General features: G+C 71.2%; 17 protein-coding genes. 9 read left to right on the top strand and 8 right to left on the bottom strand.

The window, feature by feature from the left end:
- The first annotated feature begins 623 nt into the window (after window positions 1-623).
- The 8 genes from rpmH to H1226_RS27990 all read left to right on the top strand — a co-directional run bounded on the left by rpmH (window position 624) and on the right by H1226_RS27990 (window position 6,365).
- Entirely contained in the window at window positions 624-767 is a 144-nt protein-coding gene (gene rpmH / locus H1226_RS28025; protein WP_224957024.1) for a 50S ribosomal protein L34, read from the top strand.
- A gap of 10 nt (window positions 768-777) precedes the next feature.
- A complete protein-coding gene (gene rnpA, locus H1226_RS28020) occupies window positions 778-1,332 on the top strand; it encodes a ribonuclease P protein component (RefSeq protein WP_258344583.1) in 555 nt (184 codons plus the stop codon).
- Window positions 1,333-1,351: 19 nt separating this feature from the next.
- Complete coding sequence (gene yidD / locus H1226_RS28015; protein ID WP_258344581.1) at window positions 1,352-1,675, top strand: membrane protein insertion efficiency factor YidD; 324 nt, start codon at window positions 1,352-1,354, stop codon at window positions 1,673-1,675.
- Complete coding sequence (gene yidC / locus H1226_RS28010) at window positions 1,675-2,727, top strand: membrane protein insertase YidC (RefSeq protein ID WP_258344564.1); 1,053 nt, start codon at window positions 1,675-1,677, stop codon at window positions 2,725-2,727. Before yidD ends, yidC begins: the two co-directional genes overlap by 1 nt.
- Before the next feature lie 34 nt (window positions 2,728-2,761).
- Window positions 2,762-3,310, top strand: coding sequence for a Jag family protein (locus H1226_RS28005; protein ID WP_258344536.1), 549 nt, complete (start codon window positions 2,762-2,764; stop codon window positions 3,308-3,310).
- Between the two features lie 324 nt (window positions 3,311-3,634).
- Window positions 3,635-4,345 carry a 16S rRNA (guanine(527)-N(7))-methyltransferase RsmG gene (gene rsmG, locus H1226_RS28000; protein ID WP_224957030.1) on the top strand — a complete coding sequence of 237 codons (711 nt, stop codon included), beginning with the start codon at window positions 3,635-3,637 and terminating at the stop codon, window positions 4,343-4,345.
- Between the two features lie 143 nt (window positions 4,346-4,488).
- Window positions 4,489-5,346 (top strand): ParA family protein, encoded by an 858-nt coding sequence (locus tag H1226_RS27995; protein ID WP_224957031.1) that lies wholly within the window; start codon window positions 4,489-4,491, stop codon window positions 5,344-5,346.
- A complete protein-coding gene (locus H1226_RS27990; RefSeq protein ID WP_224957032.1) occupies window positions 5,343-6,365 on the top strand; it encodes a ParB/RepB/Spo0J family partition protein in 1,023 nt (340 codons plus the stop codon). The genes H1226_RS27995 and H1226_RS27990 overlap by 4 nt, the downstream gene beginning before the upstream one ends.
- A 287-nt stretch (window positions 6,366-6,652) precedes the next feature.
- Here the strand turns inward: H1226_RS27990 and H1226_RS27985 are convergent, their stop codons facing one another.
- Together H1226_RS27985 and H1226_RS27980 are read right to left on the bottom strand one after the other, a co-directional pair.
- Window positions 6,653-7,603: a D-alanine--D-alanine ligase family protein gene (locus tag H1226_RS27985; RefSeq protein ID WP_224957033.1), complete on the bottom strand. Its 951-nt coding sequence runs from the start codon at window positions 7,601-7,603 to the stop codon at window positions 6,653-6,655.
- 82 nt (window positions 7,604-7,685) lie between these two features.
- Entirely contained in the window at window positions 7,686-9,050 is a 1,365-nt protein-coding gene (locus tag H1226_RS27980) for an aminotransferase-like domain-containing protein (protein ID WP_258344521.1), read from the bottom strand.
- Window positions 9,051-9,318: 268 nt separating this feature from the next.
- On the opposite strand from H1226_RS27980, the gene H1226_RS27975 reads away from it, so the two are divergent.
- Entirely contained in the window at window positions 9,319-9,939 is a 621-nt protein-coding gene (locus H1226_RS27975; RefSeq protein WP_224957036.1) for a GNAT family N-acetyltransferase, read from the top strand.
- A gap of 46 nt (window positions 9,940-9,985) precedes the next feature.
- On the opposite strand, the gene H1226_RS27970 is transcribed toward H1226_RS27975, so the two are convergent.
- The 6 genes from H1226_RS27970 to H1226_RS27945 all read right to left on the bottom strand — a co-directional run bounded on the left by H1226_RS27970 (window position 9,986) and on the right by H1226_RS27945 (window position 16,067).
- Window positions 9,986-11,143, bottom strand: a complete 1,158-nt coding sequence (locus H1226_RS27970; protein ID WP_224957037.1) for an N-acetylmuramoyl-L-alanine amidase — start codon at window positions 11,141-11,143, stop codon at window positions 9,986-9,988.
- A gap of 270 nt (window positions 11,144-11,413) precedes the next feature.
- Window positions 11,414-11,743 (bottom strand): thioredoxin, encoded by a 330-nt coding sequence (trxA, locus tag H1226_RS27965; protein ID WP_224957038.1) that lies wholly within the window; start codon window positions 11,741-11,743, stop codon window positions 11,414-11,416.
- 41 nt (window positions 11,744-11,784) lie between these two features.
- Window positions 11,785-12,792, bottom strand: coding sequence for a thioredoxin-disulfide reductase (gene trxB / locus H1226_RS27960; RefSeq protein WP_224967176.1), 1,008 nt, complete (start codon window positions 12,790-12,792; stop codon window positions 11,785-11,787).
- A gap of 118 nt (window positions 12,793-12,910) precedes the next feature.
- The gene (locus H1226_RS27955; RefSeq protein ID WP_258344509.1) at window positions 12,911-13,771 is read right to left on the bottom strand and encodes a hypothetical protein; all 861 of its coding nucleotides are present in this window, start codon (window positions 13,769-13,771) and stop codon (window positions 12,911-12,913) included.
- Window positions 13,768-14,376 (bottom strand): RNA polymerase sigma factor SigM, encoded by a 609-nt coding sequence (gene sigM / locus H1226_RS27950; protein WP_258344506.1) that lies wholly within the window; start codon window positions 14,374-14,376, stop codon window positions 13,768-13,770. Before sigM ends, H1226_RS27955 begins: the two co-directional genes overlap by 4 nt.
- A gap of 113 nt (window positions 14,377-14,489) precedes the next feature.
- On the bottom strand, window positions 14,490-16,067 hold the full coding sequence (locus H1226_RS27945) for a protein kinase family protein (protein ID WP_258344504.1): 1,578 nt from the start codon (window positions 16,065-16,067) through the stop codon (window positions 14,490-14,492).
- Window positions 16,068-16,409: the final 342 nt, after the last annotated feature.

Raw genomic sequence — 16,409 nt, 5'->3', positions numbered from 1 at the left:
CCCTGCGCTCCCCTCACCGGCACGTGACCCGCACCGTTGACTCCCACACCTCGGCAAGTGCGGCGTCGCCGGCGCGGAGTGATGAACTGGCTCCGCGCACGCCCGGACGAGGTGTCCACAGAGTTATCCACAGCTGTGCATGAAGGTACGGCAGCGAACCTCGGACGTGCCCCCTGGGTCCCCGCCGGTACCTGCGATCCTGGTGGTGCCCCTGCGTGCCGCGTCGATGCTCAGTGCGGACGGCGGCTCCCACGCCGCCGGGCGCGCATCGCAGGAGGGACAACCTAACAAGGTCGAGATCGCCTCACAAGGCGGGTGGTCCCGCCCTCCCGGGACCGCTCCGCCGGCTGCGGAACCCCCCGGTGCCCGGGCATCCGGGCAGGTGGCGTAGCCTCGTGCAGTCCCCCGCCGCACGAGCGGGAATGTCGCCGCGCTTGGATTTCGGCAGAGGTCCCGGCGCAGCGCGCGAGGCACCACCGGTGCCGCCGCGTGCAGACTCCCCTCGTTCCAGCGGGGGGTGAGCTCGACACGATGGCCGCTACGGCGGGCGGGGACATCTTGACCGAGCCATCGGGCCGAGCACGTGCCTGTTCCAACGGGCCTGAAGTAACGGGAGATCCACCGTGAGCAAGGGCAAGCGCACCTTCCAACCGAACAACCGTCGCCGTGCCCGCAAGCACGGGTTCCGGCTGCGCATGCGCACCCGCGCCGGTCGCGCCATCGTGTCCGCGCGTCGCCGCAGGGGCCGTGCCTCGCTGACCGCCTGATCATCGGTTCGTGCTGCCCGCGGCCGCCCGGCTGACCTCCAGCCAGGAATTTCGCCTGGCGGTCCGTCGTGGCCGCCGTGCGGGGCGCGCCCGATTGGTGGTGCACCTGCTGGTGCCGAACGCGGCGCCCCGGATCGAGGTCCGCGGCGCCGCCGTTGAACGCGCCCACCAGGTGAACCGCGAGGGCGGGGACCGGCACGACGGGACCACGGCGGCGCACCCCGCGTCGAGCGAGCTCGCGGGGCGCGCCGAGCCGAACCCGGCGTCCGCGGCGGGACCGCGGTCGGACTCGGACATCGAACCCACTCGGGACACCGGCGAACCGGCCCGCGTGGGTTTTGTCGTGAGCAAGGCCGTCGGGAACGCGGTGCTGCGGCACCGCGTCACCAGGCGGCTCCGGCACCTGATGCGCGACCGCCTCGACGCGTTGCCCGCTGGCACACTGGTGGTGGTGCGTGCACTTCCCCCGGCCGCGACCGCATCGAGCAGCGATCTCGGATCGGATCTCGACGCGGCGCTGCGCAAGCTGCGCGTGGTGCGCGGTGGTCCGGTGACGGGTCCCTAGATGGCGCTGGAGGCCCCGGATGTCGGACACGCAGGACAGCGGTGAGCGGGTTCGTCCGAGCCCGGCCGCATGGCTGCTGCTCGGCCCGGTGCACGTCTACCGGAAGATCATCTCGCCGTTGCTGCCGCCGACCTGCCGGTTCTACCCCAGCTGCAGCGCCTATGCGGTCGAAGCGCTGACCGTGCACGGAGCGCTCTACGGCAGCTGGCTCACCGTGCGGCGGTTGTTGCGGTGCGGCCCCTGGCATCCCGGCGGCTTCGACTACGTCCCACCCCGGCGGGGCCGCGCCGGCGGGCCGGCGGCCGAGCCGGGCGAAGCGCCCCGACCCCCCGCGGAGGACTAGTGCTCGACTTCATCAACTACCCGGTCTCGGCGATCCTCTGGTTCTGGCACGAGGTCTTCGGCTTCGTGCTGGACCCGGCCAGCGGGTACGCCTGGGCGCTGTCCGTGGTCTTCCTCGTCTTCACCCTGCGCGCGCTGCTGTTCAAGCCGTTCGTGCACCAGGTGCGCTCGATGAAGAAGATGCAGGAGTTCGCTCCGCAGGTCCGCGCGCTCCAGGAGAAGTACGGGCACGACAAGCAGCAGCTCGCGCAGGAGATGCAGAAGCTCCAGCAGGAGCAGGGCTTCAACCCGATCTCCGGTTGCCTGCCGATGCTGGTGCAGGTGCCGGTGTTCTTCGGCCTGTTCCACGTGCTCAACGGGTTCCGCCCCGGCGCGCCGTCGAACTTCGTGTTCGGCCCAGAGGACGTCGCCTCGTTCGTGTCCGCCGACCTGTTCGGCGCGAAGCTGTCGAACACGATCAGCCAGGCTCCCGAGGTGCTCGCGACCTTCGGGACCGACCGCCCGTCGATGCTGGTGGTCGGTGTCCCGCTGATGGTCGCCGCGGCCATCGCCACGCACTTCACCTCCCGGCACTCGGTGCAGCGGCAGACGCCGGAAGCGGCGGCGAACCCGCAGACCGAGATCATGAACCGCATGGTGCTGTGGGTCTTCCCGATGTTCGCCATCATCGGCGGCCCGTTCCTCCCGCTGGCGATCCTGCTCTACTGGCTGGCCAACAACTTCTGGACCCTGGGGCAGCAGCGCATCGTCTACAGCCGCATCGACCGCGAGGAAGCGGTGGCCGCGGCGGCCGTCGTCGACGGCAGCACCGTCACCGCGTCGACCGCCGAGCCTGCGGCCTCTGCCGCGTCGACCGCCGAGAGCACCGAGGCCGCCGCGCCCGCGGCGATCGAGGCGAAGCCGGCCGCCGCGGAGTCGGACGAGAGCGCGACCCAGGACGCGACCGAGGCCCCCTCCCCCGCGCGCCCGGCCGCCGACGCAGACCAACCCGGTGATGCCTCCGGGGTGTTCGAAGACCGTTCCCGCGACAGCCGGCCGGGCGAGTCCCGCTGACCGACGTCGCGTACCCCTGGAGAGGAGACGCCCAGTGTCTGAAACCGTGCAGGAGCCGACCAAGGTCGAGGAGTCGGCGGAGTCCACGCCGAACACGGACCAGGAGCGCAGCAATACCGAGACGTTGCTCGTCCAGGAGGGCGACGTGGCCGGTGACTACCTGGAGCGGCTGCTCGACCTGCTGGACTACGACGGGGACATCGACCTCGACGTGGAGGCCGGTCGTGCGGTGGTGAGCATCGACGGCGGTGGCGATCTGGAGAAGTTGGTCGGCTCGCGTGGCCAGGTGCTGGAAGCGCTGCAGGAGCTGACCCGGCTCGCCGTGCAGCAGGACACCGGCGTGCGCAGCCGTCTCATGCTGGACGTGGCCGGGTGGCGCGCGGGTCGACGCGAGGAGCTCAGCGACCTCGGTCGCACCACGGCGGAAGAGGTGCTGTCCTCCGGCGAGGAGACCCGCCTCCGTCCGATGACCCCGTTCGAGCGGAAGATCATCCACGACGCGGTCGCGGCGGTGGACGGCGTGCACAGCGAGAGCGAAGGCGAAGAGCCGAACCGGAAGGTCGTCGTCTACAAGTCGAACTGACCTCCCCTCCCCCGCGGTGGCCGCGGGGTCGAACGCAGACGCCCGGTCGGGATCTCCCCGGCCGGGCGTTCTTGCGTCCGCACGTCGTCCCGCGCGGAACCGGGCAGCCGGATCCGCCGTGTTTCACGTGAAACCAGGCGCGGGAGCAAGACCGACTTCAGGCTGAGATGATGATGCGGGTCGCGCGGGCCGCCTGTGCCGAGTCCGCGTTTCACGTGAAACCAGTGCGCCGATCATCGAGCCCGTTCCACGTGAAACAACTCCGTACCGACTTGGTGGACGCGCCCCGTTTCACGTGAAACAACGACAGCAGGGTGGAAGACTGTGACCGCAGCAGAAGGTGATCCGATCCCGGTTCCGGAGGCCGCGCGAGCGGTGTTCGGCGATCGTCTTCCGGGAGCGGAGCGGTTCGCGACGATGCTCGCCGAGCAAGGCGTGCGGCGAGGATTGATCGGCCCGCGGGAACTCCCCCGTATTTGGGACCGCCATCTGTTGAACTCTGCGGTACTCGCGGAGTTGCTGCCACCGAATTGCCGTGTCGTGGACGTAGGCTCAGGGGCGGGGCTGCCGGGCATTCCGCTGGCGATCGCTCGCCCCGATGTCGAGCTGGTTCTGCTGGAGCCGATGGCTCGACGAGTGGCCTGGCTGCGGGAAGTCATCGAGGAACTGGATCTCTCCGTCGAGGTGGTGCGTGGGCGTGCCGAGGAAGGCCCGGTGCGTGATCGGCTCGCCGATCAGGACGTGGTCACCGCGCGCGCCGTGGCGCCGTTGGAACGGCTCTCGGCCTGGTGCCTCCCCCTGTTGCGTCCCGGCGGGCGGTTGCTGGCGTTGAAGGGATCGACCGCTGCGGAAGAGCTGGAACGCGATGCGGCCGCCGTCCAGGCGGTGGGTGGCAGCCCCGGTGAAGTGTTGTCGTGCGGCGACAACGTGCTCGATGTGCCGACGACGGTCGTCGTCGTGGAGCGGGTATCTCAGAAAGCGCCCGGTCGGCGTCGTGACGGCGGCCGCAGAGCGAGGAAGGATCGTGGACGGTGACGGAGTCGAACGGAGCGGATCGTGTTTCACGTGAAACGAAGGGGCGCGTGATGGGTTCCATGCGTTTCCCTTCCAGCGCGGAAGAACGCGGTCAGCAAGCGAATGAGGCCTTCCCGGCGGATGGCGTGGGCTGGACTCCGATCATGGAAGAGGCCCAGCGGGCGACCCGGGTGCTGCACCCCGAGACGATGCAGCTCCCCCGCCCGGATCGGCGGCGCATCCTCACCGTCGCCAACCAGAAGGGCGGCGTCGGCAAGACGACGAGCACGGTGAACCTGGCCGCCGGGCTGGCGGTGCAGGGGCTGAAGGTGCTCGTGATCGACCTCGACCCGCAGGGCAACGCCAGCACCGCGCTCGGCGTGGACCACCGCTCCGGTGTCCCCTCGGTGTACGAGGTGCTGCTCGGCGAGATCAGCATCGCGGACGCCGCGGCGCAGAGCACCGAATCGCCGAACCTGTACTGCGTGCCGGCGACCCTCGACCTGGCCGGCTCGGAGATCGAGCTGGTGTCGATGGTCGCCCGGGAAGGGCGGCTCAAGGAGGCGCTGAAGTCCGAGGCGATCGAGCAGATCGCGCCCGACTACGTCTTCATCGACTGCCCGCCTTCGCTCGGCCTGCTCACGGTGAACGCGATGGTGGCCGCGCACGAGGTGCTGATCCCGATCCAGTGCGAGTACTACGCGCTGGAGGGTCTCGGGCAGCTGCTGCGCAACATCGAGCTGGTGCAGGCGCACCTGAACCCGGCGCTGTGGGTGTCCACGATCCTGCTGACGATGTACGACGGCCGCACCAAGCTGGCGGACCAGGTGACCAACGAGGTGCGCGGTCACTTCGGGGAGCTCACGCTGCGGACGGTCATCCCGCGCAGCGTGAAGATCTCGGAAGCGCCCGGGTTCGGCAAGACGGTGCTGAACTACGATCCCGGTTCGCGGGGTTCGATGAGCTACCTGGATGCGGCGAAGGAGATCGCCGAGCGGGGTGTGGAGAGGAAGACGGCATGACCGAACGCAAGGGTGGTCTGGGGCGCGGCCTCGCGGCGCTGATCCCGAGCGGTCCTCCCGCGGAGAGCGGCGGCTCGACCGGAGTCTCCGTGCGCGGCGCCGGCTTCACCCCACCTCCCTCCCCCGCTCCGGGGGACGGCGCGAGCGCGCCAGAGCCGGTTTCACGTGAAACGAGCGGCGGAACGGTGGCGGGCGCGACCTACCGGGAGGTCGTGACCGCGTCCATCACGCCGAATCCGCGGCAGCCGCGGCAGGTCTTCGACGAAGAGGCGCTGTCCGAGCTGGAGCACTCGATCCGCGAGTTCGGGCTGATGCAGCCGATCGTGGTGCGGGAGATCGAGTCCGGCCAGTACGAGCTCATCATGGGCGAGCGCCGCTGGCGCGCCTCGCAGCGCGCCGGTCTGGAGGTCATCCCGGCGATCGTCCGCGAGACGGCGGACGACGCGCTGCTGCGGGACGCCCTGCTGGAGAACATCCACCGGGTGCAGCTGAACCCGCTCGAAGAGGCGGCCGCGTACCAGCAGCTGCTGGACGAGTTCGACGTGACGCACGACGAGCTGGCGGAGCGGATCGGTCGCAGCCGTCCGGTCATCACCAACACGATCCGCCTGCTCCGGCTGCCGATGCCGGTGCAGCGCCGGGTCGCGGCCGGGGTGCTGTCGGCGGGGCACGCGCGGGCGCTGCTCGCCTTGGACGACGCGGGCGGCCAGGAGGAGCTGGCATCGCGGATCATCGCCGAGGGGTTGTCCGTGCGGGCGACCGAGGAGGCGGTGACGCTCAAGAAGAGCGAGGGGCCGGCGAAGCAGAAGGCGGCGCCGCGGAAGCAGCTGCAGTCCCCCGGTTTGCAGGGGCTCGCGGAGAAGCTGTCCGACCGCTTCGACACGAAGGTCAAGGTCGATCTGGGCAAGCGGAAGGGCCGGATCGTCGTGGAGTTCGGTTCGGTCGACGACTTGGAGCGGTTGGCCGAGTTGTTGTTGCCGGGTGAGGCCGAAAAACTCCGCGAAATCCGGGAGGGATGACACCGGGGCCTTTCGTCACGGTGACGATCACCGTTTTGCCCTGTTCATCCGGTTTGCTGGAGCGGCCGCCACTGACGACCGCTCCCCCTCCTCCGCGGTCCGGAGGCCCGACATCGCTCCGGCCCGACGCCGATCACTTCGGCTCCGCGGATCCGTCAACGCGTAGGCCGACCCCGGAACGAAGAAGAGCCGCCGATGTCGTGACATCGGCGGCTCCTGCTCGAGCGGGGAACTGCGCGTCGGATCAGCGAACCCGACCCGCTCGCTGTTTCACGTGAAACATGCGATCAGTTGCCGCGAGCGATCGCCTTCTCCACCAGTCCGGCGAACACCTCGCCGAGGGACCGGTCGGCGGCTTCCACCGCCATCGGGAACAGCGAGGTCTCGGTCAGTCCCGGCGACACGTTCACTTCGAGGAAGTGCGGCACCCCGTGCTGATCGATGATCGCGTCGGTGCGGGACACGTCGCGCAGCCCCAGCAGCCGGTGCGCCGAGACCGCCAGCTCCCCCGCCCGGGTCGCGACGTCCGGTGCCAGATCGGCCGGGGCCTCGTAGCTGGTGAGCCCCGCGGTGTAGCGCGCGGTGTAGTCGTACACGCCGTCGGCTGCTTCGATCCGCACCGCGGGCAACGCCTCCGGCCCGTCCGCGGTGTCGACGACGCTGATCGCCACCTCGACGCCTTCGACGAACTGCTCCACGAGCACGGTGTCGCCGTAGGCCAGCGCACCCACCATCGCCGAGGGCAGTTCCGAGGCGTCCCGGACGACCCGGGCGCCGAGCGCCGACCCGCCCTGGTCCGGCTTCAGCATCAGCGGCAGGCCGAGCTTGGCGACCAGCGCGTCCAGCACCGCCTGCGCCCCGAGTTCGCGGAACGTGGCGTGCGGCAGCACCACCCAGTCCGGGGTGCTGAGGCCCGCGCGCGCCAGCTCGGCCTTGGCGGTCGGCTTGTCCCACGCGCGGCGGCAGGCGCGCGGGTCGGTGCCCACGTACGGGACGCCGAGCATGTCCAGCACGGACTGCACCGCGCCGTTCTCCCCTTCACCACCGTGCAGCGCGATGACCACGGCATCCGGCCGTTCGTCCTGGACGCGTGCGAGGAGGCGGGAGTCCGCGTCCCACTCCCCCACGGTCATTCCGACGGAGCGCAGCGCGGTGGACAACCGCCTCCCGGAGCGCAACGACACTTCGCGCTCGTGCGACAGCCCACCGGACAGCACGGCGACCCAACGATCGGACACTGGTCGAACTCCCCTGAAAGTAAGAGTCCACTGCGCACCAGGTGCGCAGTGGACCGATCGAATCGTGCGGCAGGACCCGAGGTTACGCCGTGTCGGGAGAGGGAGCTTCGGGCCCGGACACCGCGCGCTGCGGCACGGTGCCGAAGGTCCGCACCAGCTCCATCTCGTCGGTCAGCGTGTTCGCGAGCCTGCGGACGCCTTCCCGGATGCGTTCCGGCGTCGGGTAGCAGTAGGACAGCCGCATCTGCCGGGCTCCGAACGAGTCCGCGTAGAAGCCGGTGCCGGAGGCGTACGCGACCCGCTGGGTCACGGCGCGCGGCAGCATCGCCTTGGTGTCCACGCCTTCCGGGGCGGTGAGCCACACGTAGAACCCGCCGTCGGGCTTGGTCCAAGTGCAGCCGGCCGGCATGTGCTGCTCCAGGGCGCCGAGCATCGCGTCGCGGCGCTCCCGGTACTGCTCGCGGAAGGTCTTGATCTGGCCCTTCCAGTCGTGCGTGGTGAGGTAGCGGGACACGATCATCTGGTTCAGCGTGGGCGGGCACAGCGTCGCCGATTCGGCGGCGAGCACCAGCTTCTCCCGCACCGCGTGCGGGGCGAGCACCCAGCCGACGCGGAGCCCGGACGCGAAGGTCTTGGAGAACGAGCCGAGGTAGACCACGTTCTCCGGGTCGAGGCTGCGCAGCGCCGGGTAGGTCTGCCCGTCGAAGCCGAGCAGGCCGTACGGGTTGTCCTCGAGCACCAGGATGTCGTGCTTGCGGCAGATCTCGAGGATCTCGGCGCGGCGCTCCACGGCGAGCGTGACGCCGCCGGGGTTGTGGAAGTTCGGGATGGTGTAGAGGAACTTGATGCGTTCGCCGCGCGCGGTGACCTCGGCGATCGCGTGCCGCAGCGCCTCGGGCTGGAGGCCGTCGTCGTCCATCGCGACGTGCACGACCTTGGCCTGGTAGGCGGCGAAGGAGCCGAGCGCACCGACGTAGGACGGTCCTTCGGCGAGGACCACGTCGCCCGGGTCGCAGAACAGCCTGGTCACCATGTCCAGCGCCATCTGGGAACCGACGGTGACCATCACGTCGTCCGGGTGACCGGTGATCCCCTCGGCGGCCATGATCTCGCAGATCTGCTCGCGCAGCTCCGGCACGCCGTGCGCGGAGCCGTACTGCAGCGCGGCTTGGCCGTCATCGGCGATGAGCCGGGCGACCTCGGTGGCGAGCGAGTCCAGCGGCAGCGCGGCGAGGTTCGGCATTCCGCCGGCGAGCGAGACGACCTCGGGCCGGCTGGCCACGGCGAACAGTGCCCGGATCTCCGATGCGGTCATGCCTGCGGTCCGCTGGGCGTAGCGGTCGCGGTGCGCGTCGAGGTTGCGCGCCGCTCCTGCCTGCTGGACCGCTGCCTCCTGCTGGGGGCCGGGCTGCTGCTGATCGGTCGGGTTGCTGCCGTGATCGGACATTCCGCGCTCCGGTGGATCGGGTGTGCGCTGTAGTGATCGTCTCCTGTTACCGCTAGGTGACGGTCGCGCGAGTCTATCTGTGCTATCGCGTCCGGCGGTGGCTCGTGTAACGGGCGCCTCGCACAAACCGGCTTGACGGTAACCCATCTCACCATTCCGAGGGACACTGGGAAGGACGAGATGCTTCCGGCGCTCGGTGGGGTCGGCTTATCCTTGCGGCACCCCACCTGCCGTGCGTGGGTTCTGGCGGATTGCAGGGGAGGTCAGGGTGTCGCGACGCGTCGTAGGCGTCACGCTGGACAACCTCGACCACTTGCCACCGAAGTGCCGTCGCTGCGTGTTCTGGGAACTCGCGCCGCACATCCGGGAGCAGGCCGAGGAGTTCGGCGAAACCGGTCTCGAGAAGGAGGCCTGGGTCTCCAACGTGCTGCTGGACTGGGGGTCCTGCGGCCGGGTGCTCTACGTCGACGAGGTCCCCGCCGGTTACGCCCTCTACGCCCCGCCTGCCGCGGTGCCGCGGGCCGCGGCGTTCCCGTCCGGGCCGGTCAGCGCGGACGCGGTGCTGCTGACGGCGCTGCGGGTGATGCCGGACTTCGAGCACGGCGGCCTGGGCCGGGTGCTGCTGCAGAACGTGGCGAAGGACCTGACGAAGCGCGGCGTGCGCGCGATCGAGGCGTTCGGGGACCTGCACGAGGAGACCGACAGCTGCGTGGTGCCCGCCGGGTTCTTGCAGCAGGTCGGGTTCAAGACGGTCCGGCAGCACCCGAAGTGGCCGCGGCTGCGGTTGGAGCTGCGCACCGCGATCTCCTGGAAGGAAGACGTCGAAGCAGCGCTCGAACGGCTGCTCAGCACGGTGTCGGTGAAAACGGCGGAGCCGGCCCTCGGGTGAGCCGTCGAGCCCGGTGCGGCGACCGGCTCCGCGCTGCGGGCGGTGCTCAGGCGCCTTCGGCGCGGGTGAGCTCGTGCCGAAGCAGGTCGTCGAAGGTGAAGGTGCCCGTCGGCTGGTCGTCCTTGCCGAGCAGGTAGAGCCGCTTCACGGCGACCAGCAGGCCCTCGGCGATGATGTCGCGGAACGCCGGGTCGAGCAGCCGCCGCCGGTCCTCCGGGTTGGTCAGGTACCCGATCTCGGTGCGCACCGCGGGCATCCGGGTGAGGCGCAGGACTTCCCACGTCTTCGGGTGGATGCGGCAGTCGAGCATGCCGGTGCGGGCTACGATCTCGCGCTGCAGGAAACCGGCCAGCGCCTCCCCCACCGTGGAGGTGGTGCCGTTCCCGGTGCCGAAGTGGAAGCTGGCGACGCCCTGCGCGGCCGGTGCCGCGTTGGCGTCCATGTGCAGCGACAGGAACAGGTCGGCGCCCGCCTCGTTGGCGAACCCGGCGCGGTCGGCTTCCGGCGGGCAGGAGTGCGGCCCGCGGGTGATCAGCGCTTCCATCCCGGTGGCGACCATGCGGCCTTCGAGCCTGCGCGCCAGGTCCCAGGCGATGTCGGCTTCGTTGACACCGCCGACGGCGACGCCGCGGTCGGTGCCGCCGTGCCCGGGGTCGAGCACGATGCGCTTGCCGCGCAGCAGCGGCCCGGCGCGGCGCACCTTCTCCTGTTCCCGCAGGTAGACCGGCCTGCCGCCGCGGACCTTGGGGGCGAGTTGCTTGAGCGCGCGCAGCGTGCCCGGCCCGCAGATGCCGTCGGCGTTGAGCCCGTAGTCGCGCTGGAAGCTGCGCAGCGCGTGCTCGGTCTGCCAGCCGAAGATGCCGTCGGGCCTGCCCGCGTCGAAGCCGAGTTCGAGCAGCCGCTCCTGCAGGGCGAACACGTCGTCCCCGCTGACCGGTTTGGACACCAGGTAGGCCAGCGATCGGTCACCGAGCCGCCAGCGCGCGTCGATCAGCGCGCGGTAGGTGGCAGGACCGACGACCCCGTCGGTGATCAGCCCGCGTCGTTGCTGGAAAACGCGCACCGCGTGTTCCACCGCTGCGTCGAAGTGCGCGGGACCGGACGCGGTTCCGTTTGGGGGGGCCGGTAGGAGACCCAGCGCAGCAAGGGTGTTCCTGATCTCGGCAACGGCCGGACCGACGTCACCGCGGTGGAGCAGCTGCATGCACTCCTCGCTCGATTCAGGCGCCGGACGGATCCCGGCGCGTAGGACGGTCGTACTCCCCCGAATGTCCACTTTTGGGTGGAAGGGTTCGGATGCGAACCCACCGGCTCATTGTGCCTTGCCTGCAATGCCGCGGCGCTGCGGGCCGCTCGCAGCGCGCTGCGCACGGCGTGACCTCGCGCGTACCGGCGGGAACGACGGAACCCCGCGCACCTCCGCGCGGTGGCGGGGTGGGCGGGGTTCCGGTCGGTGCGACGGGTCAGCGACGCGTCACAGGTAGTCCTCCAGGTCGGACAGCAGCGCGGCCTTCGGCTTGGCGCCGACGATCTGCTTGACCGGTTCCCCGTTGGAGAACAGCAGCAGGGTGGGCACGCTCATGACCTGGTAGTCGCGGGCGATCGACGGGTTCTTGTCGATGTCCAGCTTCGCGACGGTGATCTTGTCCTGGTGCTCGCCGGCGATCTCCTCGAGCACCGGGGCGACCATCTTGCACGGGCCGCACCAGGTCGCCCAGAAGTCGACGAGGACGGGCTTGTCGCTGCCCAGCACGTCGGTCTTGAACGAGTCGGCGTCGACGGTCACGGTGTTGTTCGCGGCCATGTTCATCTCCCTCGGGTGGAATTCAGGTGTCGGTTCCGCGCTCAGCGCGCTGCCGCGGTCTCGGCGGCCGGCGCGTAACCGCCGCCCTCGTGCTCGGGCGCGACGTGCGCGGCCTCGCTCATCTCGTTCTCGGCGAGCCACCGCTCCGCGTCCATCGCGGCCGAGCAGCCGGAGCCCGCGGCGGTGATGGCCTGCCGGTAGGTGTGGTCGACGAGGTCACCCGCGGCGAAGACGCCGGGGATGCCGGTCCGGGTGGTCGGCTGCTGCACGGCGACGTAGCCCTCGTCGTCGACCTCGACCTGGTCGCGCACGAGTTCGCTGCGCGGGTCGTGGCCGATGGCGACGAACATCCCGGTCACGTCCAGCTGCGATTCCTCGCCGGTGCTGGTGTCGCGCAGCTTCAGGCCGGTGACGGCGGTGTCGCCGAGCACCTCGGTGACCGCGGCGTTCGTGCGCCAGCGGATCTTCTCGTTGGCCTTGGCCCGCTCCAGCATGATCTTGGAGGCGCGGAACTCGTCGCGGCGGTGGATGATCGTCACCGAGTCGGCGAACTTGGTGAGGAACGTGGCCTCCTCCATTGCCGAGTCGCCGCCGCCGATCACGGCGATGTGCTGCTCGCGGAAGAAGAAGCCGTCGCAGGTGGCGCAGGCGGAGACGCCGCGGCCGAGGAGCTTCTCCTCGCCGGGGATGCCCAGGTAGCGCGCGGCGGCGCCCATCGCCAGGACGATCGCCTTGGCGCGGTACTCGACGCCGTTGGCGACGACCTTCTTCACCTCGCCTGCGAGGTCGATGTGCTCGACGTCCTCGGCGCGCAGCTCACCCCCGAACCGCTTCGCCTGTTCCCGCATCTGCTCCATGAGCTCGGGGCCCATGATGCCGTCCCGGAAACCCGGGTAGTTCTCCACTTCGGTGGTCGTCATCAGCGCGCCACCGAACTGCGTGCCCTCGAAGACCAGTGGCTCCAGCTCGGCCCGCGCGGCGTACACCGCGGCGGTGTAACCGGCAGGGCCGGAGCCCACGATGATGAGGTTGCGGACGTCGTCGCTCACCGCGCCCCTTTCGTTGTCGCGTGCCGCCCGCCGCGCAGCACGCGCGAGCGTATCCGGGTCAACGCGATCCTAGGCGTCTCTGTTCCCGGCACCGCTCCCCGTGACGAGCGCGACCCGGTCAGCCGCCGAGGGTGCTGTCGGAGATCGTGGCCGGGCGGTTCGGCCCGCAGTCCTGGCCGACGATGAGGATCCGGAACCTCCCGATGCCGCCGCCTTGCAGCACCAGCGCCCTCGCCGGCCGGCCGTCGATCGTGACCTCCCGGGCACCGAGCGGGTTTCCGCTGGTGACGCCGTTGGCCTGCAGGCAGCCGAGCAATCGCGCCGGGTCGGTGAGCTCCCCGTACTGCTCGGCGGAGAGGGCCTCGCCGAGGTGGTTCGCGGGCAGCGTGTCGCCGCCGCGCAGCGCCAGCGGTGGCGGGCCGTCCGCGGGCCGGGCGCTCTCCGGCCGACCGGCCTGCGGGGTGCTGTCGCCGCCAGGGACGGCGGTGCCCAGCACCACGATCCCGGTGACGGCGGCGGCCGCCGCGAGCAGGCCCGTCGTCCAGCCGACCCTCTTGCGCCTGCGGGCGCGGGCGGCGGCGAGGTCCAGCACCGGGGCGGGTTCGCCCTCCCCGACCGGTGCGGAGCCGGCGGCTGGGGAAGAGCCGGCGGCTGGGGAAGAGCCGACGGGCTGCGCCGTGCCCGGCCAGGCGTCGAGTTCGGCGCGCAGCACGTCGTCGAGCCGGGCCGCGACGTCCGCGGGCATCGCGGGCGCGGGCACCTCCGGCGACGGCTCCTTGAGGTCGTCGAGGCCCCGGAGCTCCGAGCTCGTCGCGTCCAGCGCGGCGAGCAGCGCGCTCGCCTCCGGATCCTCCTGGATGCGCGGCAGGAGCCGTTCGGCCGTCTCCGGGTCCAGCGCACCCGCGTGCAGGTCCGCCACCAGATCCAGCGACCACGGTGGGCCTTGCGGCGTGTCGGGGCGCCGTTGTTCGCCGCTCATCGTCCCTCCCGTCGACGCTTGGCGTTGGCGTCATCTGGGACGTTCGCATCCGCACTCGGGTTCCGCAGGTGCCCCAGAAGTTTCGCCAGCTTCACCCGCCCACGGGCGCAGCGGCTCTTCACGGTGCCCTCGGCGATGCCGAGCGCGGCGGCCGTGTCGGTCACCGAGTAGCCCTCGACGTCGACGAGGACGATCGGCGCGCGCTGCTCCTCGGGGAGGGCGGCCAGCGCTTCCTGCACGGCCATCCGGGTGTCCTGCTCTTCGATCGCGTCGCGCGGAACGGCGGGCTCGGCCGGTCCGGTCTCGGGCAGCGGAACTGTGGGCCGCGCCTGGCGGCGGCGGATCCGGTCCAGGCAGGCGTTCACCACGATCCGGTGCAGCCAGGTCGTGACCTGCGATTCCGCCCGGAACGACCCGGCGTTGCGGAAGGCGGAGATCATCGCGTCCTGCAGCGCGTCGGAAGCTTCCTCGTGGTCGCGCATCGTCCGCAGCGCGACCGCCCACAACCGGTCCCGGTGCTTGCGGAAGAGCGCGGCGAACGCGTCTCGATCGCCGTTGACGTGCGCCGCGAGGAGCTCGGCGTCCGTTCTCTCGGGGGCAGACACGGTTCAGCACTCTACTGATCGTGATCCCGCCCACGAGCACCGCGCCGCTGCGGTCCGCACCCGCGCGGGACCGGGATCGCGGTGATCCCGCGCGGGACGCGCGACGCGCCTGGTCAGGCGGCCGAACCGGCGAGGGTAATCTCGTTGATCCGGCTCTGGAACTTGCCGTCGGTCGGGGCGAGCTGCGTCAGCCACACGATCACGTGCTGGGTGGGCTGGGCCGCTTCGATCGGGATGGTGGTCTGCCCCGCGGACAGCGTCTGCTTGCCGAGCACCTGGCTGGAGTTCAGGTCGGGGCTGGTGCCGTCGGCCGCGCGGATCTCCACCACGGTGCCCGCGCTCGGCGAGTCGATGACCACTTCGCGCAGCGTCGTCGGCGACGCGAAGGTGAGCACGGCACCGGTACCGGACTTGAACCCGCTGCCGAACTGGTCGTTGTAGGAGTCGGTGGCCCAGGAGGTCGCCGGGTCGCCGTCGAACAGGTTGCCGAGCTTGCCGGGGCTGTCCGGCGTCTGCTCCAGCACGAACGGCGAGCCGCCGGTGACCTTGACCGGGACGGACTGCTCCGGGCCGGGCGCGGGCTGCTGGTTGCCGTCCTCCAAGGTCACGGACGGGCCTTCGGCCTCCTGGTTGCCCGCGACCAGGCCGATCAGGTTCGCGACGATCCAGCCGACGACGAGCAGCGTCGCCACGGCGAGCGCACCGACGCTGATGGCCAGCTTCTTGCGCTTCACCTCGTCCGGCTTCGGGTCCTGGGTGCTCCAGACCTCGTTGCTCTCCCGCGCGCCGCCACCGGCCGGGGCGGCCTGCATGACGGAGGTGGAGGCGTCCTCCTCGAAGGTGGCGTGCTGCTCCAGCACGCGGAGCACCGCGGCCCCGGTGCGGACGCCGCCGGTGGTGCCGTGCGTGTCGGGGCTGCCGAGGGCGCGCAGCGCGACCGTGGACAGCTCCAGCGGCACGGTGGGGCGCAGCGTGCGCGGCGCGACGATGGTGCCGTCCGGACCGGTCGGCGCGGTCGGCAGCCCGTCCGGGGCCGCGTCCAGCGCCCAGCGACCGGTCAGCAGCAGGTACAGCACGGCGCCGAGGCCGCGCACGTCGTCGCTGGAGCTGGCGGTGGAGAGCGGTCCGGGGAAGGCCATCCGGACCTCGCCCTCCGGCGTCACCCGGATCCGCTGCGGGTGGTCGGCGCCGAGCACGAGCCCGGCGTGGTGGGCGGCTTCGACGGCCGCGGCCAGCGGCTGCAGCACGCGCGCCGCGGTTCCCGGCGCGAGCGGTCCGCCCGAGATGAGTTCGATCAGGTCGGTCCCGTGGGTCCACTCGGCGATGACGACGCCGAGCACCCCCTGCGGGTCGCCCGGGGCGGGCGTGACGACGTCGAGCACCCGCGCGACGCCGACGTGGTTGAAGGTGCTGGCGTGCATCGCGCGTTCCAGCGTGCGCCGCGCGCTCGACGCCGCGTCCGAGTGGGAGCGGTCCCCGGTCAGGATGGTCAGCGCGACGTCGCGTCCGAGCACACCGTCCTTGGCCCGCCACAGCTGCGCGTCGCACCGGGGATCCGCGCCGACCTTCTCCAGCAGGCGGTATCGGCCGTGGTCGAGTACCGCCCCGGGGGTCAGCTGTTCGGCGTCGTCCGCCGTCGAATCGCCCGCGTCACGTTCCGGCATCGCTTGCCTGGTCGGTTTGCTGCTCACCTTCCCTCTCCCGCTCCTCCCGCTCCAGCCGGGGGGCACTGAACACCCCCTCCCCACGGGAGAAGACTTCCGCTCCGAGGGTACGTGACGCCAATGTCAACGACGACGCAGCAGAGCGGTGAGCCGCCCGATCGCAGGCCGCGGTTCCCGCACCCGGAGCAACACCGCCGGACCGGGCATCGCGCCCGCCCTGGTCGGCAGCGGTCGAGCCAGGTCGGCGGTCGCCTCCGCACCCGGGTCGCGGGCGGGGCGGAAGCGGTGCCGCCGCACCGCGCGGTTCGTGCCCGGCGGGTGACCGCCGCCCGCGCGACGGAGTGCGGAGTCGTTCGCCGCCGTCGCGGC

It is taken from the genome of Saccharopolyspora gregorii (genome assembly GCF_024734405.1).
Taxonomy (GTDB): Bacteria; Actinomycetota; Actinomycetes; order Mycobacteriales; family Pseudonocardiaceae; genus Saccharopolyspora_C; species Saccharopolyspora_C gregorii.
The sequence above is the reverse complement of the archived record's forward strand: the minus strand, read 5'-3'. Positions and strand labels throughout refer to the sequence as shown.